Origin of the sequence: Devosia sp. A16, assembly GCF_001402915.1 — a bacterium.
Taxonomy (GTDB): domain Bacteria; phylum Pseudomonadota; class Alphaproteobacteria; order Rhizobiales; family Devosiaceae; genus Devosia_A.
In genome coordinates, this window is record NZ_CP012945.1 from 2,330,029 (window position 1) to 2,348,614 (window position 18,586).

Here is an 18,586-nt window from a genome sequence, read left to right on the forward strand (position 1 = left end):
CGCACCTCAGCCAGCTTTCCGCCGCCGCAACCGTCGCAGCAACCCACCCAGCCGCTGCACGCCCGTCAGATGCGCCAGCGCAAAATACAGCCCCGCTCCGAAAACGCAGAGCGCCAGCAGCGCCAGCGCCTGCGCCGGGAAGAAGTAGCCAGGATCGAACACCGGCCCGAGCAGCAGCACCAACCCATAGAGCGCGCCCGACATCACCAGCGTCAGCAGCACGATCATGCCCTCCTGCCGCCATTCCGCGCCAGTGATGGTGAAATGACCACGCCGGGCAAGGAAGATGGCGAGCAGCGCTACGTTGACCCAGGCGGCGAGCGAGGTGGCGAGCGCGATGCCGACATGCTTCAGCGTGGGAAACAGCGCCAGCGAGAGCCCGATATTGATCACCAGCGAGACGAAGGCGAACCAGGTCGGTGTCTTGGTATCCTTGCGCGAGAAGAACCCTGGCTGCAGCACGCGGATCAACACGAAGGCGGGCAGCCCCACGGCGAAGGCGATCAGCGCCTGTGCGACGTTGACGCTGTCGGTCGGCCCGAACGCGCCGCGCTCGAACAGCACCCGTACCACCGGCAGGGCCAGCGCGACCAACGCCCCGGCCGCCGGCATCGACAGCAGCATCGACAGAAACAGTGACTGGCTCTGGCTTTGCCGGGCCTCGAGGTCGCGTCCGGCGCTGAGATGGCGGCTGAGCTCCGGCAGCAGCACCGTGCCGATGGCGATGCCGATAATGCCGAGGGGCAGCTGGTACAGGCGGTCGGCATTGTAGATGATCGACATCACCTCATCGGCGCCCGAGGCGATGATGGTGCCGACGAAGATGTTGATCTGGGTGATGCCGCCGGCAATGATCGCCGGCACCGCGAGGATCCAGAAACGGCGCACTTCGGCGTCGAACCGCGGCAGCCGCAATCGCGGCACGAAGCCGGCGCGACGGATCGCCCAGTAGACCAGCATGAGTTGCGCAATGCCGCCCAGCATGGTGGCGATCGCCACCCAGAACGCGGTGTCCGGCGCCTCGAGCGTCAGAATCGCCAGGGGAACCAGCGCCCCGATATTGACGATGTTGAGCACGATCGGCGCGAAGGCCGCGGCGAAGAAGCGTCCCAGGCTGTTGAGGATCGCCGCATAGGCCGCCATCAGCGACATGCAGGCGAGATAGGGGAACATGATCCGGGTGAGGAACACCGTGAGGTCGAACTTCCCGGGGTCGCCGACGAAGCCCGGCACGAACAGCACCATGATCTGTGGCGTGAAGATCTCGACGAGGATGGTGACGATGAGGATCGCCGCCACCAGCCAGCTCATGATCCGGCCGGCCAGCTCCTTCGCCCCCTCGTTGCCCTCGGTCTCGAGCGCACTCGAGAACATCGGCACGAACGCGGTGTTGAACGCTCCTTCGGCGAACAGTCGCCGGAACAGATTGGGGAAGCGGAACGCCGCGTTGAACGCATCGGAAACCGGCGAGATGCCGAGCACCGCCGCCATCAGCGCATCGCGCGCAAAGCCGAAGACGCGCGAGACGAGGGTCAACCCGCCGACCGAGAGGAAATTGCGATAGAGGCTCATGGGAACGCCGGTGCGAGCCGACCCCCACCCCTGTCCCCTCCCCCTAAGGAAGGGGAGGGAGACGAGAACACAACCGCCGCGGGGAGGGTCTCCCTCCCCCTGTTCGGCGGGAGGGGACAGGGGTGGGGGGCCACGGCCACCGGATTACCCATTCGCCACCTTGGCCTTCTCGTCGACGCCCCCGAACACCGCGAGCAGTGCGTCGTGGATCTTCTTCTGGCGCGATTTCGATTCGATCTTATGGCCGGTGAGGTCGGTGACGTAGAACACGTCGACCGCCTTCTCGCCGTAGGTGCCGATATGGGCTGAGCCGATGGTGAGGTTGAGGTCGGAGATCTGGCGGGTGAGCTGATGCAAGAGGCCCGTGCGGTCGAGGCCCATCACCTCGATGACGGTGAACTTCTCCGAAATGGTGTTCGATACCGCCACTTGCGCCGGCAGGGTGAAGGGTTTGAGCCGCTTGTTGTGCCGACTCTCCTTGCCGAGATCGATCAGAACCTGCCGCTTGCCCTGCAGCAGTTGCTTCACCGTGTCGATGATGCGGGTGGCGCGGACCTTCTCGTCCTCGTCCGAGGTGAATGAGCGGCGCAGCCTGAAAGTGTCGACGGCGCGGCCGTCGCGGGTACCGAAGATCTGTGCGCCGATGATCGAGGCGTCGGCCATGGTGCAGGCGCCGGCGATCAGCGACAACAGCCGCGGATGGTCCGGGGTGTAGAAATTGACTTCGGTGATGCCCTCGAACGATTTCACCCGGATGGAGCCGGCGAACATCTGCCCGGCCTGGTCGGCGGCGCGGATCATCCGGGCGTGTTCGACCTGCAGTTCCGGCTCGGCGCGCAGCCAGTAATGGTCGTAGTGGCGGCCGAGATAGGTATCGACTTCCGCCGCCGGCCAGGCGGACAGAGCGCCGCGCAGCACCGTCTTTGCCGCCTCGATGCGATCGCGCTGCGTCACCTGGCTGTGGCCGCCCGACAGCAGTGGCTCGGTGGCATAGTAGAGGGCGCGCAGCAGCGACCCCTTCCAGCCGGTCCACACCCCGGGGCCCACCGCGCGGATGTCGCAGGCGGTCAGGATCATCAACAGCGCCAGCCGTTGCGGCGACTGCACCACGTCGGCGAACGAGCGCGCCGTTTCGGGATCCTGGATATCGCGGCTCTGGGCGATCTCGCTCATCAAGAGGTGATGTTCGACCAGCCAGGAGACGGTGTCGGTTTCGGCCGGGTCGAGCCCCAGGCGCGGGCAGAATTTCCGCGCGATGCGGGCTCCGGCGATCGAGTGATCCTCCGGCCGGCCCTTGGCGATGTCATGGAGGAACAGCGCCACATAGAGCAGCCGCGTGTCGTTGAGATGCGGCAGCAACTCGTGCGTCAGCGGCAGCTGTTCGCGCAGGCCCCCATTGGCGATGTCGGCCATCACTCCGACGGCGCGGATCAGGTGCTCGTCCACCGTGTAGTGGTGGTACATGTTGAACTGCATCAGCGCGACGATCTTGCCGAATTCCGGCACGAAGCGGCCGAGCACACCCGCTTCGTTCATCTGCCTCAGGATGCGCTCGACATAGGTCGGCGCGGTCAGGATCTCGAGGAACCAGGCATTGGCCTGCCTGTCGTTCCGCAGATCATGGCCGATCAGCTTGAACGAGCGGCGGATCAGCTTGATGGCGTCGGGATGGAGGTGCGCATCGTGCCGCCCCGCCAGCATGAACCCCTTGATGAGGTTGCGCGGGTCTTTCTGGAATACGTCGGGCCCGGCGACGTTGAGCCGGCCGCCCTCGATGACGAAATCGGTCTCGCCCTTGATCGCCACCTTGCCGCGCTTGAACGGCGCCAGCACCCGCCCGACCATGTCGAGCGGCTTGGCGTGGTCGAATTCCAGCGACGTGCAGAAGATGCGGGTGAGGTCGCCGACATCCTTGGCGACGAGGAAGTAGCGCTTCATGAAGCGCTCGACCCCGAGCATCCCGGCGCGGTCGTTGTAGCCGAGCCGCGCGGCGAGGTCGGGCTGGACGTCGAAGGTCAGCTTCTCGTCGGCCCGGCCGGTGAGGAAGTGGAGGTTACAGCGGATCGCCCAGAGGAAATCCTCGGCCCGTTGAAACAGCCGGTACTCCTCGGCGCTCAATACGCCCTTGCCCACCAGCTCGGCGCTGGATTTGACCCGGTAGAAATACTTGCCGATCCAGAACAGGGCGTGGAGGTCCCTGAGACCGCCCTTGCCGTCCTTGATGTTGGGCTCGACCACGTAGCGGGTATTGCCCATCTGCCGGTGCCGTTCGTCGCGCTCGGCCATCTTGGCGGCGATGAATTCCGGCCCGGTCTTGGGCATGATCTCGGTTTCGAACCTGTGTACCAGTTCTTCGAACAGCTTTTTGTCGCCGGTGAGGTAGCGTGCTTCCAGCGTTGCGGTGCGCACCGTCATGTCGGAGCGCGCCATGCGGATGCAATCGTCGACCGAGCGCACGGCATGGCCGACCTTCTGGCCGAGGTCCCACAGCATGTAGAGGATATACTCGGTGATCTGCTCGCCCCAGGGCGTCTGCTTGTAGGGCAGGATGAAGAGCAGATCGATGTCGGAGCCGGGCGCCAGCGTGCCGCGGCCATAGCCGCCCACCGCGGCGATCGAGATCATTTCGGCCCCGGAGGGGTTGTCGACCGGGTAGACGTCGCGCACCGCGAAATGGTGCACCGCGCGGATGATGTCGTCTTCGGCGGCGCTGAGATTCATGGCACAGCGGGTACCCTTGCCGGTGGCCATCAGCTCCGCCTCGGCACCCCTGCGGGCGTCGGCGAGGACGGAACGGACATGCTGGAGCACGATGCTGCGGGCCGCCGCGGATTTGGGGTCTTCTGCGCCGACGAGGCGCCTTATGTCGCCGAGGATGGTCTCGGCCGTGGTGAGCTGGAAGGCCGGTTTTCGCGGTCGGGCGTCAATTTCGGCGAGCTGCATCGCGGATTTTCTTAAGCTCGTAGATCAGGTCGATGGCCGCGCGGGGCGTAAGGTCGTCGGGGCGTACCTGATCGAGCATGTCATGAATGGGATTAACGGCCGCCTTCGGGGTGGGCGGTTGATGCGCAAAGAGCGGCAGATCGTCTAGCACGACGGCTTTTCCGCCGGAAGAGCGCTGTTCGAGCACGCCCAGCACCTGGCGGGCGCGCGCCAGCACGGACTCGGGCAGGCCGGCGAGCTTGGCCACCTGGATGCCGTAGCTGCGATCGGCGGCGCCGTCGGCCACTTCGTGCAGAAACACAACTTCCCCCTCCCACTCGCGCACCTTCATGGTGTGGTTGGAGACGCGCGCCAAGGTTTTGGACAGGGCCGTCATCTCATGGAAGTGCGTCGCGAACAGGGCGCGGCAGCCGGTCTGGTCGTGCAGCGCCTCGACGGCAGCCCAGGCGATGCTCAGCCCATCGAAGGTGGCGGTGCCGCGGCCGATCTCGTCGAGGATCACCAGCGAACGCTGCGTGGCGCGGTTGAGGATGGCGGCGGTTTCGACCATCTCGACCATGAAGGTCGAGCGGCCCCCGCCGATATCGTCTGAGGCGCCGACGCGCGAGAACACCCGGTCGACCACCCCGATATGCGCGGCCGTGGCCGGCACGTAGCTGCCCATCTGCGCGAGGATCGCGATCAGCGCGTTCTGGCGGAGGAAGGTGGATTTACCGCCCATATTCGGGCCGGTGACCAGCCACAGCGCTCCGCCGGTCAAGTCGCAGCCATTCTCGACGAACACCTCGTGCTGCGCCCGCACATTGGTCTCGACCACCGGATGCCGGCCGCCTTCGATGTAGAAGGCGAGGCTGTCGTCGATGGTCGGGCGGCAGAAGTTGCGGGTCATCGCCAGCTGCGCCAAAGCGGCCGCGACGTCGAGTTCGGCCAGCGCATCGGCGATGGCGCGCAGCCGGGTGTTCTCGGCGGCGACGGCGGCGGCGAGGCGGGTGAAGATCGTCGCCTCGATGGCCAGCGCCGCGTCATGCGCCTTGGCGATGCGGCCCTCGAGCTCGGCCAGCTCCGCGGTGGTGAACCGCATGGCGTTGGCCATGGTCTGGCGGTGGATGAAGGTGTCGCGATGCGGCGCTTCCAGCAGCTTGCCGCCATGCCCGGCCGGCACTTCGACGAAATAGCCGAGGACGCCGTTATGGCGGATCTTCAGCGACCGGACGTCGGTTTCCTCGATCAGCCGGGCCTGCAGCGCCGCCACCACCTCGCGGGTTTCCGAGGCCAGCGCCCGCTCGGCATCGAGCGCCGCGTCATAACCACGCTTGACGAAGCCGCCGTCGCGAGCGAGCAGCGGCGGTTCGTCGTCGATGGCCGCCGCCAGTTCGGCCGCCAGCGCCGCCGGCGCGTCGGCAAGGCGGGCGCCGATCGATCTCAGTTCGGCGGGAGGGCGTTCGAGCGTGGCGAGCCGGTCGGCCAGCGCGATGGCGGCAGCAATGGCGCCGCCAGTGGCGCGGAGGTCGCGCGGACCACCCCGACCCAGCGCCAATCGGGTCAGGGCGCGCGTCAGATCGGGCACCGACTTCAGCTCGCCACGCAGCCTTTGCGTGAGGAGGCCATCGGCGACGAGACACTCGACCGCGTCGAGCCGGGCATTGATCTGGTTGGCGTCGCAGAGCGGCGCCGCCAGCCGGCGCGCCAGGAGGCGCGAGCCGGGTGGGGTGACCGCCAGGTCGATCTCATGGCGGAGCGAGCCCTTCTCCTGGCCACGCTGGGTTTCCAGCAGTTCGAGCGACACCCGGGTTGCGGCGTCGATCGCCATATGGGCGCTGAGCCGTTCGGCGGCGGGCGGGCGCAGCGCCACCGGCACGCCCTTCTGGCTGTCCCTCACATAGTCGAGCAGTGCCCCCAGCGCGGCGCGGCCGGCGCGCGAGTAGGCGGTGGGGTCGACCTCGCCATCGGGGAAGGCGGCGATGATGCGTTGGCTCGCCAGTTCGCTGTCGAACTGAGAGGTGTCGAGGCCGACCAGGGCCGCATCGGGCAGCGGAATCTTCGCCTCGGCGAGACTGGTGCGGGTGGCCTCGGTAAGCAGCAGCTCGGCCGGCGCGATGCGGGCCAGTTCGTCGCCGAGCGCCATCGCCGAGACATCGAGCACCGCCACCTCGCCCGTGGAAACGTCGGCCCAGGCCAGCGCGAAATCGGTCTCGCCGTGGCGCACCATGCTGAGCGCCGCGAGATAGGCCGAGCCGCGGGTCGGCAGCAGGTCGTCTTCGGTGATGGTGCCGCGGGTCACCAGCCGCACCACGTCGCGCTTCACCGGCGATTTCGAGCCGCGCTTCCTGGCTTCCGCCGGATCTTCCACTTGCTCGCAGATGGCGACGCGGTGGCCCAGCCCGATCAGTTTCTTGAGGTAGTCCTGCGCCGCGTGTATCGGCACGCCGCACATCGGGATATCCTGCCCCTGGTGCTTGCCGCGCTTGGTGAGGACGATGCCGAGCGCCTGACTGGCGATCTCGGCGTCCTCGAAGAACATCTCGTAGAAGTCGCCCATCCGATAGAACAGCAGGTACCCCGGATTGACCGCCTTGATCTCGAGGAACTGCGACATCATCGGCGTGATGGGCGCGCCTTCGACGGCACTGGGGGCGGAATAGGGCGCTTGGTCCATCGGGCTCGGCAGCAAAGACAGGGAGGCCGGGACGTTAGGGGGTTTGGGGTGAGCGGGCAACTGAGTCGGGGTCGCGCTCCACAATGAGCAGCCGGTGAGAGTCGACCCCCACCCCTGTCCCCTCCCCCTAAGAATGGGGAGGGAGACCCTTCCACTGACATCGAGGTTAGCGTCTCCCGCCCCCTTCTTAGGGGGAGGGATCAAGGGTGGGGGTCAGCCCGCGCCAGCACCAGCAGCGTCGCTCAATACCGATCGCTCGGATCCTGCACCGGTCGATAGACGAAGTCCGAAAACACCGCCGGCTTCGCCGTGCCGTTGAGATCCGACGCCGCCATGCCGACAAAGGCGCCGGTAAAACTGCCGTGCTCGGCGTGCCCGCCGCATTCGTCCGAGAGGATCGAGGCGTCGAGCGTGCCGCCGACCGGCTGCCAGTTGCCGGCGGCCCTGGCGTCCCCGGCGGCATAGAAGAACTGCAGCTTCGGCCCGCGGATCTCGATCTTCAACCGCACGGGCCCCTCCTGCGGCAGCGGCACCGGCGCCGCCGGGTAGCTGAGCTTGCCATCCGGGTGGCTGGCGAGCGAGCTCATGATCAACAGCTCACGCTTGCCGTCGGAATGCGCGGTGACGGTGAGATAGTGGAAATTGTAGCGACCGTAATAGCCCGTTATGCCAGCAAATTGCCGCTCGTCGACGGGGGCGAAATCGAGCGTCACCTCGGCGTCGTAGGAGAAATGCGTCTGCCGGCGCGCCACCAGCGCCTGCTCGAACCAGCTGCCGATCGACTCGCGCCCGAACAGCGTCAGCTGGTTGTCGCCGACCGAGAAGATGCGCTCGGTCTCGGGCGTCCTGAGCCACTGGAAATCGGGGTGCAGCGTATCGAAACGGTAGCGTTGCTCGGCCCAGTAGCCGCTGTCGTCGCGGGTGCCGGGGATCTCCACCTCGAGCGAGGGAACGGGGCCGTTCTTCACCCACAGCCAGTCGTCGGCGCCCCAATAGGCTTCCTGGATGCCGGTCTCGCGGCCGAGCACGCAGCGGCGTTTCTGGGTGGTGGGGCGCCCCATCAGGTGGACGAGGAAGGTCTTGCCGTCGGCCGTCTCGACGATGTCGCCGTGCCCGGCCCGTTGCACCGGGTTGAGCGGCGCATCCTTGGCGGTGAGGATGTGCTTTTGCGGATGGGTCTCGTACGGTCCATCGATCTGGCGCGAGCGCGCGAAGGTGACGGCGTGTTCGTAGCCGGTGCCGCCCTCGGCGGTCAGCAGGTAGTACCAGGGCCGTCCGTCCTTGCCGTTACGCTTGTAGAGGTGCGGGCCTTCGACCAGCTTCAGGTCGGTCCCCTGGTAGATGTTCTTGATCGGCCCGACGAGCTTCTTCTGTGCGTGGTCGTATTCCTGTAGCGCGATGCCGGCAAACAGCAGGGGGCGGGTCCTATGGTCCCATAGCATGTTGACGAACCACTTCCGGCCGTCGTCGTCGTGGAACAGCGACGGGTCGAACCCCGAGGAGTTCATGTAGACCGGATCGGACCAGGGTCCCTCGATGCTGGGCGCGGTGACGAGATAATTGTGCGCGTCCTTGAACGAGCCGTCCTTGCGCTTCACGTCGGTGTAGATGAGGAAGAACTGCTCGCCGTCATGCGACAGGCAGGGCGCCCAGATGCCGCACGAATCCGGATCGCCGCGCATATCGAGCTGCGACTTGCGGGTCAGTGGCCGGGTCACCAGCTCCCAGTTGGCGAGATCCTTCGAGTGATGGATCTGCACCCCCGGGTACCACTCGAAGGTGGAGGTGGCGATGTAGTAGTCGTCGCCGACTCGGAGGATCGAGGGATCGGGGTTGAAGCCGGGGAGGATAGGATTGCGGATGGTGGGCATGCTGGTACTCGATGGTTCAGTCGGGATCACCTCCCCCTTTGACGGGGGAGGTAGCGAAGCTTGGCCAGAGGCCTAGCGCAGCTGGGTGGGGGTGTGCGGTGGACAACGAAGCGTGGGGCCCCCCCACCCTGGCTTCGCCAGGTTGCTGGCGCTCCCGAGCTGCGCCACCCTCCCCGCGAGGGGGAGGGTGAAGCGGTGGCTCACACGAAGCGGTTGACCAGGTTTTCCAGGTATTCCTGCTGTCCCGAGCGCGGTTCGGGGTTGATGTTTTCGGCCTCCACCCACTGGGCGATCTCGGCCAGCGTGCGCTCGCCCTTCAGCATCGCGGCGGCGCCCTTCTCGTTCCAGCCGGCGTAGCGCGCGTCCAGCGCCTTGTCGAAGGTGCCGTCCTCGATCATCGCCGCCGCCGCCTTGAGGCCGCGGGCCAGCACGTCGAGGCCGCCGATATGGCCATAGAGCAGGTCGACCGGTTCGATCGACTGGCGCCGCACCTTGGCGTCGAAGTTGAAGCCGCCTTTGCCCAGCCCGCCGGCCTTGAGGATCTGGTAGAAGGCCAGCGCCATTTCGCCCGGATTGTTGGGGAACTGGTCGGTATCCCAGCCCGACTGCAGGTCGTTGCGGTTGGCATCGACCGAGCCGAGGATGCCGAGCCCGCCAGCGACCGCCAGCTCATGCTCGAAGCTGTGGCCGGCGAGGAAGGCATGGCCGACTTCGATGTTGACCTTGACCTCCTTTTCGAGACCGTAGGTCTTGAGGAAGCCGTAGACTGTTGACACGTCGTAGTCGTACTGGTGCTTGGTCGGCTCCTGCGGCTTGGGCTCGATCAGCAGCTGTCCCTTGAAACCGATCTTCTTGGCGTGGTCGATGACCAGCGACAGGAAGCGCGCCGCCTGGTCCTGCTCCTGCTTGATGCGGGTGTTGAGCAGCGTCTCGTAGCCCTCGCGGCCACCCCACAGCACGTAGTTGGCGCCACCCAGTTCATGGGTGATCTCCAGCATTTCCTTCACCTGCCCGGCGGCATAGGCGAACACATTGGGGTCGGGATTGGTGGCGGCGCCGGCCATGTAGCGGCGGTTGCTGAACAGGTTCGCCGTGCCCCAGAGCAGCCTGGTGCGCGAGCTCTGCATCTTCTTGGCGAAGATGTCGGTGATGGTGCGAAGGTTCTTGTTGCTTTCCTTCAGCGTCGCCCCCTCGGGAGCGACATCGGCGTCATGGAAGCAGAAGAACGGCGCATCCAGCAGGTCGAACAGCTCGAAGGCGACATCCGCCTTGAGCTTGGCGCCCTCGAGGCCTTTGTCGTACCAGGGCCGGTCGAAGGTGCGGCCGCCGAACGGATCGCCGCCTTCCCAGGCGAAGGTATGCCAATAGGCAATTGCCGGCCGGATGTGATCTTCCATCCGCTTGCCCAGCACCAGTTCGTCCTTGTTGTAGAACCGATAGGCGAGCGGGTTGCTGGACGTCGGTCCTTCGAACTTGACGGGCTGCAGTCCCTTGAAGAAATCAGTCACTTACGGGCCTCCTCGATGGCAGGGTAAAGGGCGCGGTAGCGCGCATATTGTTCCGAATAGGCAGACTTGAGCGCCGGCTCGGGTTTGATCACCCGCTTGATCGCCGGCATGGTCATGATCTCGGCGGGATCGGCGCCTTCCGCGGCGCAGAGGCCGAGCCGGGCGACGCCCAGCGCGCCGCCGAAATCGCCGTCCTCGGGCAGTGCGATCTCGGTATCGAGATTGGTGGCGATCAGTTTGAGCCACAGTTCGGATTTCGACCCGCCGCCGACGGCGAGCAGCTGGCCCATTTCGGTGCCGGCGTCCTGCAGCACCCGCTGGCAGTCGCGGAAGGCGAAGGCGACCCCTTCCATCACCGCCTGGGCCAGGAGGGCCGCGTCGGTGGAATGGCTGAGGCCGGTAAAGCTGCCGCGCGCCGCCGCATTGTTGTGCGGGGTGCGCTCACCTGACAGGTAGGGCAGGAAGATCTCCTCGCCCGGGCCCTTGAAGCCGGCCTCGGCGGCGCCGGCGAGTTTGGCCGGATCCTGGCCGGTGATCTTGGCCAGCCAGTTGAGGCTGTCGGTGGCCGACAGGATCACCCCCATCTGGTGCCAGGTCTCCGGAATAGCATGGCAGAAGGCGTGCACAGCGCCCCGGGTATTGGGGCGGAAGCGGTCGTTCGAAACGAACAGCACGCCCGACGTGCCGAGCGACACGAAGCCCTCGCCCGGCTTGATCGCGCCGATGCCGCAGGCTGCGGCCGCATTGTCGCCGGCGCCGCCGGCGACCACCACATCCCCCGACATGCCCCAGCGGCTGGCGAATTCGCTCTTCAGCGGGGCCGAGGCGGCCGAACCCTCGACCAGCCGCGGCATGTGCGAACGGTTGAGCCCGGTCAGCGCCAGCAGCTCATCAGACCAGTCGCGCTTGCCGACATCGAGCCACAGCGTGCCCGAGGCGTCGGACATCTCTTCGATATGCTCGCCGGTCAGCAGCAGCCGGATATACGCCTTGGGCAGCAGCACCTTGGCGATCCGGCCGTAGATCTCCGGCTCGTGCTTGCGCACCCAGGCGATCTTTGGCGCGGTGAATCCCGGCATGGCGATATTGCCGGCGATGTCGCGCAGGCTCGGCAGCGCGGCTTCCATCTCTGCGCACTCCGCCGCCGAGCGCCCGTCATTCCACAGGATAGAGGGTCGCAGCACCTCGTCGTTGCGGTCGAGCAGCGTCGCACCATGCATGTGGCCGGAAAGCCCGATGCCGCGCACCTTGGCCAGCTCCGCCGGATGCGACTTCGACAGTTTGTCGATCGCTTCGAGCGTCGCGTTCCACCAGTCCCTGGGGTTCTGCTCCGACCAACCGGGATGCGGCCGGGTGGGCTCGACCGCCTTGGCGGTGGCTTCGCCGAGCGGTTGGCCGGCCCGGTCGATGAGCAGCGCCTTGACGCCGGATGTGCCGATATCGATGCCGAGATAGGTCATGAGGCACGTACCTCAAGACCGAGCAGTAGCAACATGCCGTAGTCCTCCCCCGGGGCGTCGTTATGATGGATTACCCTCTGGGGAGATTGTCGCGCAGATAGAGGCCGATTTCAATGGGGGCCGGTCGGCGCTCCGCATCCTGCCCCAGGGCCAGCGCGCGGGCGACCGCGAGAGCGGCGGCGATTTCGCCATCCGGGTTCTGGTCGATCACCACGTCGATGGCACCGCTGGCGAGCCCGGCCCGCGTCGCTTCGGTCAGTTCATGCGCCACCACGCGCACCTTGCCGGTCTTGCCGGTGCGCTCCAGCGCGCGCAGCAGGCCGGCATAGCCGCCGCCCATGTTGTAGATGCCGCTGAGCGGCTGGCTCAGCAGTTCGATCGCCGCCGCCTCGGTCTTGGCGTCGTCGTCGAACCCCTCCAGTGGGCCGACGATCCGGTGCTGGGGGAACTCGGCCCCGAGCACCGCCTCGAACCCCTCGCGGCGCTGGTGATGGTCGGCGAGGCTGAGCGAGCCGGCGATGAGCCCAATCCCGCCGGCGGGACAGAAGCGGCCGATCAGCGACGCCGCGGTGCGCCCTGCGGCCACGTTGTCGATGCCCACGAAGTGCCGGCGGGCCGAACCGGGCAGGTCGGAAACCAGCGTCACCACGGCGATGCCACGGCGCGACGCCTGGTCGATGGCGCGCCGCACCTTGTCGTCTTCGGTGGCGACCACCACGGCGCAGTCGCAGCTCTTGGGGTCGAGGCTGCTCAACGCGCTGGCCAGCGCGGCCGCGTCGAACGCATGCACCAGTTCGGTGGTGATCGAGATGCGCTCGCCCTTGGTGGTGCGGGCCCGCCGGGCAATCGCGTCGACCAGCGCCAGCATGAACTGGTTGCGACCGTCCGGGATCAGGAAGGTGACGCCGAGGTCGCGGGCGCGGGCCAGGAGCGACGCCGACAGGTCGCGGCGGAAATCCAGCGCCTTGATCGCCTCGGCCACCTTGTCGGCGGTTTCGGTGCGCACGCCCGGACGACCGTTGAGGACGCGGTCGACCGTCGCCAGCGACACGCCGGCCTCTCGCGCGACGTCGTGCACCGTGGCGCGGCGCTTCACTTCGTCCATCTCCTCCCCCTCTCCGGCTTCCGCTTCTTGCCGATTGCGGCTATCAACCCGTCGCACGAAAGAGGAGATAACGGCAATGAGCGTCGCGGTGGAAGAGTTCGGCAGCTTCAATGGTAAGCGGGTCGAACAGTTCAAGCTTCGGAGCGACACCGGGGTCGAAGTCGATATCATCTCCTGGGGCGTGCTGGTGCGCGATTGGCGCGTGCCGGTGGCGGGCGGCCTGCGCTCGGTGGTGCTCGGCTACGACAAGTTCGACAGCTATCCGGCCCATTCGCCGTATTTCGGTTCGCTCGCGGGGCGCGTCGCCAACCGCATCAGGAATGCGCAGTTCACCCTCGATGGCGAGACCTACAACCTCGCCAGCAATTTCGTTACCCACACCCTGCATGGCGGCCCCGAGGGCATCGGCCGCCTGGTCTGGGATGGCGAGGCGGACAGCGCCAATAACGCGGTGCGCTTCACCCTCGATTCGCCCGATGGCGCCATGGGCTTCCCGGGCAATGTCAGGTTCAGCGCCACCTATACCCTGACCGGCAACCGCCTGCGGCTCGATCTCGGCGCCAAGGCCGATCGCCGCACGCCGATCAACGTGGTGCAGCACCAGTACTTCAACCTCGGCACCGGCCCCGATGTGCTCGACCACACCTTCAAGATCGATGCCGCGGCTTATACCGAACTCGGCGGCCCGCTGATCCCGACCGGCGCCATCCTGCCGGTCGACGGCACCATCTGGGATTTTCGTCAGGGCCGCACCATGCGCGACGCCGAGGGCAAGCCGATCGACTATGACGGCAACGTCGTGCTCAACACCGACCGCCGTTTCGAGGATCCGGTGGCGGTGGTCACCGGCCCCGACAAGCTCCTGACGCTGAAGCTCTATACTGATCGGCCGGGCCTGCAGGTCTACAACTCGGTGACCACCGACGTCTCCGCCGAGGGCAAGCACTACGGCCACCATTGCGGCTTCTGCCTCGAGGACCAGGATCTGCCCGACGCTGTGAACCACCCGCATTTCCCTTCGACCATCTACGGCCCGGAGCGCGATTACAGCCATCGCGTCGATATCGAGATCGCCTGATGGCGGCCTATGTCGCCCTGATCCGCGCCATCGGTCCGGTGACGCATGCCAAGATGAAGATGGCGGCGCTACGCGATGCCTGCGCCGCCGCCGGGCTGGACGACGTTTCGACCGTCGGCAACACCGGCAACCTCATCCTTCGCGCCAGCCACACGATGACCCAGGTGCGCAAGCTCGTGCAGAGGGCAGTCGACGGTTTCGGGCTCGGCCCGGCCAACGAGGTGTTCGTCGTAAGGCCCCGGGACATGGCCACGGTGGTTGAGGCCGACCCCTTTCCAGAGGTGGCCGCCGAGCGTCCGCACGAGCTTGGCGTCTGCACTTTCCACCAGGCGCTCGACTGGGCGCCGCTGCGCGATTGGGCCGGTCCGGAACAGCTGGCCATGGTCGGCGCCCACCTGATCGTCGCCTACCCGAAGGGCATCAGCACCTCGAAACTGCAGATCGAAAAGGCGCTCGGCGCCCGCATGACGCAGCGCAACTGGAGGGTGTTCGCCGGCTTGGCAGACAAGGGCACGGCGCTGGCGAAGGGCTGACCTAAGGCGTTGCCCCAGCCGAGGCTCGGTGCCGGCCAGCAGCCGCCGGATATCAGCCCGATGCCGCGATCACGTCGCCGTGCTGCGCAACTCTTCCGGGGGACCGCTCCAGATCCTGCTGACAGCCTCTGTCAGCAGGCCCGGCGCATTGCTCTCCGCGTACCAACGTGGAGACGAGTGCATGACCCCTTTCACCATCGCCATTGCCGACGCGGAGATCGTTGCGCTCAAAAGCCGGCTGCAACACGCGCGCTTCCCGGACGAAGTCGAGGATGCCGGCTGGGACTACGGCACCAGCGTGCCCTTCTTGCGCCGCTTCGTCGCGTACTGGGGTAATGCGTTCGACTGGCGGGCGGCTGAGGCGCGCCTGAACCGCTATCCGCAGTTCACCGCCATGGTCGACGGCGAGATGGTGCATTTCGTCCATGTGCGCGGCAAGGGCGCCAACCCCGTGCCGGTGCTGCTGGCCAATGGCTGGCCAAGCAATTTCGTCGAGCTGCTGCCGCTGGTCGACCGGCTGACCGCCGAGGTCGATGGGGGATCGTTCGACGTGATCATCCCCTCCCTGCCCGGCTACGGCTTTTCCAGCCGGCCGACCAGGAAGGGCATGAACCTGACGCAGATCGGGCATCTCTGGGCCAAACTCATGCAGCAACTCGGCCATTCCCGTTTCCTCGTGTCGGGCTCGGATCTCGGCGGCGGCGCCGTGCTGGGGCTGGTGCGTCACTACCCGGAGCGCCTGCTCGGCGCACACTACTGCAACGTGTTTTCAGGGTATCCGCGGCCGCCTGAGCCGACGGCCGAGGAAGTCGAGTACTTCAGGCGGGTCGACCATTCCAGTTTCGTCGAGGGCGCCTATGCGCTGCTGCACGGCACCAAGCCGACCTCGCTGGCGGTGGGACTCAACGATTCGCCCGCCGGGCTTGCAGCTTGGATCATCGAGAAGTTCCATCACTGGGGCGATACCGGCGGCGATGTCGAGAGCGTCTTCCCGTTCGAGACGCTGGCGACGCTGCTCTCGGTCTATTGGTTCACCGAAACCATCGGTTCCTCGGTCCGGCTCTACAAGGAAGCCTTCGCCGACCAGGAACTGCTCGCGCCGATGCCCACGCACGACGTGCTGCAAGGCGTGCTGGTCCCCGCCGAAAGCGACCTGCCCGCGCCGCGCGCCTGGGGCGAAAGGAACCTCCAGAACCTCGTCCACTGGAACGAGGCGCGGCAGGGCGGGCACTTTCCGGCGCTGGAAGTCCCCGACGTGCTGGCCGCCGACATCCGGGCGTTCCATCGGGAGATCGTTTCCATCGGAGGCTGACCGATAGAGACGGTCCCTCCCGGCGTCCCGCATGAAGGGGGAGGTGAAGAGTGGGGGCGCTGTCTTCGATGGTGCCAAAAACACCAGGGGGGCACCTCCCCCTTGGGGGAGGCTGGGAGGGGACGTTTCAGTGAGTTCAGCTACCTCTTTCGCCGCCCATTCCACCACCCTCGCGTTGCTACGGTAGAACCAGAAGCGGCCGCGCTTCTCGAGCAGCAGCAGGCCGGATTTCCCCGGTACCTTGGAATGTTCGGAGAGCGCGGCGAGCTCGCCTGCCGCCTTCGCTTCGTTCTTGCACGGGGAAACGAAAGCGCGCCGCTCTGGCAGCAATGGCCCCGAAAGGTGAGGCAGTCTAAAACGAAGGACCGAGGAGATGCTTGCTTGGACAAGACCGAACGCCTGTTTTCCGTCATGGACGCCCTGCGCCGTCACCGCCGCCCGGTCACCGCCGCGGCGCTGGCCGAGGAGCAGGGCGTTTCAGTCCGCACCCTCTATCGGGACGTGCAGACGCTCATCGGGCTGGGCGCGCCGATCGATGGCGAGGCCGGGGTGGGCTATATGCTGAGGCCGGGTTTCTTCCTGCCGCCGCTGATGTTCACGCCCGAGGAACTCGAGGCGCTGGTGCTGGGCGGCCGCTGGGTCGAGGCGCAGCCCGATGCCGGGCTCGCCGGCGCCGCCAGGAACGCGCTTGCCAAGATCGCCACGGCGTCCCCCGACGACCTGCGCGACCGGATCAAGGATACCGGCCTGTGGCCGGTGCTGATGCGCGGACCGCAGGAGCCGACCCCGGTGCTGGGCCTGGTGCGCGCCGCCATGCGCAGCGAGAAGGCGCTGCATATCGAGTACGCCGACGAGAGCGGCAAACCGTCCGAGCGCGATATCTGGCCGGTGCAGCTCGCCTATTACGAGGGGAAGCAGATCGTCGCCGGCTGGTGCTGCATGCGTGAAGCCTTCCGCAATTTCCGCACCGACCGCATCATCTCGGCCGCGGAAACCGACCAGCGCTATGGCCGGCGCCGCCTGCAACTGGCCAAGGAATGGCGTGAGGAATGGGCGCGGCAGCATCCGGCCTGGGCCAGCCAGCCGGGCTGAACCTGAGCGCCCACACCGTTCACTCTCCCTCGGGGGAGAGGTGAGGGGGCTCCCCACGCGGGACCATCTGGCGAGGCGGCCGCCCGCACCTGCTCGCGGGCTGCCCAGTCTCCTGCCACGTCCTGTCAGCAGGCTGGGCGCAGGGTCTGCGCAGACGCCGGGCCATGGGGTCCGACGCGGGCAGAGAAGCCAAAGGACCGATCTCGGCGCCCCGGCTTCTCCACGCAACCGGAGCAGACGAAAATGAGCATCACCCCTTTCAAGGTCCAGGTGTCCGACGATGCGATCGCCGATCTGAAGGAGCGCCTGACCATGGCGCGCTGGCCGCATCCCACGAGCACCGACTGGAGCCGCGGTCAGCCGGTCGGCTTCATCAGCGAGCTGGCCGAGCAATGGCTCAACAAGTTCGACTGGCGCGCCTGGGAGGCTCGGCTCAACGCCCATCCGCAATTCCTGACCGAGATCGACGGGCAGACCATTCACTTCCTCCATATCAGGTCCAAAGAGCCCAACGCCTTTCCGCTGATCCTCACCCATGGCTGGCCTTCGAGTGTGCTCGAGTTCTTCGAGGTGATCGGGCCGCTGAGCGATCCGCGCGCGCACGGGCTCGATCCGGCGCTGGCTTTCGACCTCGTCATCCCCTCGCTGCCCGGCTACGGCTGGTCGACGCCGCTGGCCGCGCCGGGCTGGGATACCGCCCGGGTGGCGAGGACCTGGGACATGCTGATGCGGCAGCTCGGCTATACCCGCTACGGCGCGCAAGGCGGCGATGTCGGCTCGCTCGTCGGCAAGGAGCTCGGCACCCTCGCGCCCGAGGGTCTCGTCGGCACCCATCTGCAGCAGATCTTCGCCTTCCCCCAGGGCGAGCCCGGCGAGATGGAGAGGCTGACGCCCTTCGAGCAGGAAGGCGTCGCCAACCTCGAGAAGTTCACCAAGTACAATGGCTACCAGGATATCCAGTCCAAGCGCCCTGGCACCCTGGGCTACGGCCTCGTCGATTCGCCCGTCGGCCAGCTCGCCTGGAACACCGAGCTGTTCTTCGGCTTCGAGGGAGAAGGGGTGAACTATGTCGATCGCGACCGCTACCTGGCCCATGTTTCGATCTACTGGTTCACCGCCTCCGGCGGCTCCGCCGCCAATATCTATCTCGAGGATGCGCGCTCCGGTTCGGGCTATCGCGAGGCGCGCAACGACATCCCGACCGGCGTCGCGGTGTTCCCGTGGGATTTCCGTTCGGTGCGGAGTTTCGCCGAACGGGCCAACAACATCGTGCACTGGACCGAGATGCCGAGGGGTGGCCACTTCGCTGCCACCGACGTGCCTGACCTGCTGGTCGAGGACATCCGGACGTTCTTCGGAAAGCTGATCTGAAGCGCGTGTGCCGGCCGGTGGTGGGCTCGATCTGGACCCGCTCACCGGCCGCCGGCCTCCCTCCCCTTGAGGGGAGGGATTGAGG

12 protein-coding genes are annotated in these 18,586 nt (G+C 66.7%); 5 read left to right on the forward strand and 7 right to left on the reverse strand.

The window, feature by feature from the left end; all coding sequences use genetic code 11:
- Positions 1-6: 6 nt before the first annotated feature.
- The 7 genes from murJ to APS40_RS11420 form a co-directional block, all read right to left on the reverse strand.
- Positions 7-1,572 (reverse strand): murein biosynthesis integral membrane protein MurJ, encoded by a 1,566-nt coding sequence (gene murJ / locus APS40_RS11390; RefSeq protein WP_055047160.1) that lies wholly within the window; start codon positions 1,570-1,572, stop codon positions 7-9.
- A 144-nt stretch (positions 1,573-1,716) separates the two neighbouring features.
- On the reverse strand, positions 1,717-4,515 hold the full coding sequence (locus tag APS40_RS11395) for a [protein-PII] uridylyltransferase (protein ID WP_055047161.1): 2,799 nt from the start codon (positions 4,513-4,515) through the stop codon (positions 1,717-1,719).
- Entirely contained in the window at positions 4,496-7,171 is a 2,676-nt protein-coding gene (gene mutS, locus APS40_RS11400) for a DNA mismatch repair protein MutS (protein ID WP_055047162.1), read from the reverse strand. The genes APS40_RS11395 and mutS overlap by 20 nt, the downstream gene beginning before the upstream one ends.
- Before the next feature lie 242 nt (positions 7,172-7,413).
- Positions 7,414-9,042, reverse strand: coding sequence for a glycoside hydrolase family 43 protein (locus APS40_RS11405; RefSeq protein WP_055047163.1), 1,629 nt, complete (start codon positions 9,040-9,042; stop codon positions 7,414-7,416).
- A gap of 200 nt (positions 9,043-9,242) precedes the next feature.
- Positions 9,243-10,550 carry a xylose isomerase gene (gene xylA, locus APS40_RS11410; RefSeq protein ID WP_055047164.1) on the reverse strand — a complete coding sequence of 436 codons (1,308 nt, stop codon included), beginning with the start codon at positions 10,548-10,550 and terminating at the stop codon, positions 9,243-9,245.
- The gene (xylB, locus tag APS40_RS11415; protein WP_055047165.1) at positions 10,547-12,010 is read right to left on the reverse strand and encodes a xylulokinase; all 1,464 of its coding nucleotides are present in this window, start codon (positions 12,008-12,010) and stop codon (positions 10,547-10,549) included. Before xylB ends, xylA begins: the two co-directional genes overlap by 4 nt.
- 70 nt (positions 12,011-12,080) lie before the next feature.
- Entirely contained in the window at positions 12,081-13,115 is a 1,035-nt protein-coding gene (locus tag APS40_RS11420) for a LacI family DNA-binding transcriptional regulator (protein ID WP_055047166.1), read from the reverse strand.
- Between the two features lie 76 nt (positions 13,116-13,191).
- Here APS40_RS11420 and APS40_RS11425 point away from each other — a divergent pair, with 76 nt between their 5' ends.
- The 5 genes from APS40_RS11425 to APS40_RS11445 all read left to right on the forward strand — a co-directional run bounded on the left by APS40_RS11425 (position 13,192) and on the right by APS40_RS11445 (position 18,501).
- Complete coding sequence (locus tag APS40_RS11425; RefSeq protein WP_055047167.1) at positions 13,192-14,193, forward strand: aldose epimerase family protein; 1,002 nt, start codon at positions 13,192-13,194, stop codon at positions 14,191-14,193.
- Positions 14,193-14,726, forward strand: a complete 534-nt coding sequence (locus APS40_RS11430) for a DUF1697 domain-containing protein (RefSeq protein ID WP_055047168.1) — start codon at positions 14,193-14,195, stop codon at positions 14,724-14,726. Before APS40_RS11425 ends, APS40_RS11430 begins: the two co-directional genes overlap by 1 nt.
- Positions 14,727-14,907: 181 nt before the next feature.
- Complete coding sequence (locus tag APS40_RS11435; RefSeq protein ID WP_055047169.1) at positions 14,908-16,038, forward strand: epoxide hydrolase family protein; 1,131 nt, start codon at positions 14,908-14,910, stop codon at positions 16,036-16,038.
- A gap of 381 nt (positions 16,039-16,419) precedes the next feature.
- Positions 16,420-17,130 (forward strand): helix-turn-helix transcriptional regulator, encoded by a 711-nt coding sequence (locus tag APS40_RS11440; protein WP_055047170.1) that lies wholly within the window; start codon positions 16,420-16,422, stop codon positions 17,128-17,130.
- Positions 17,131-17,373: 243 nt separating this feature from the next.
- Complete coding sequence (locus tag APS40_RS11445) at positions 17,374-18,501, forward strand: epoxide hydrolase family protein (protein ID WP_055047171.1); 1,128 nt, start codon at positions 17,374-17,376, stop codon at positions 18,499-18,501.
- The last annotated feature ends 85 nt before the right edge of the window (positions 18,502-18,586 follow it).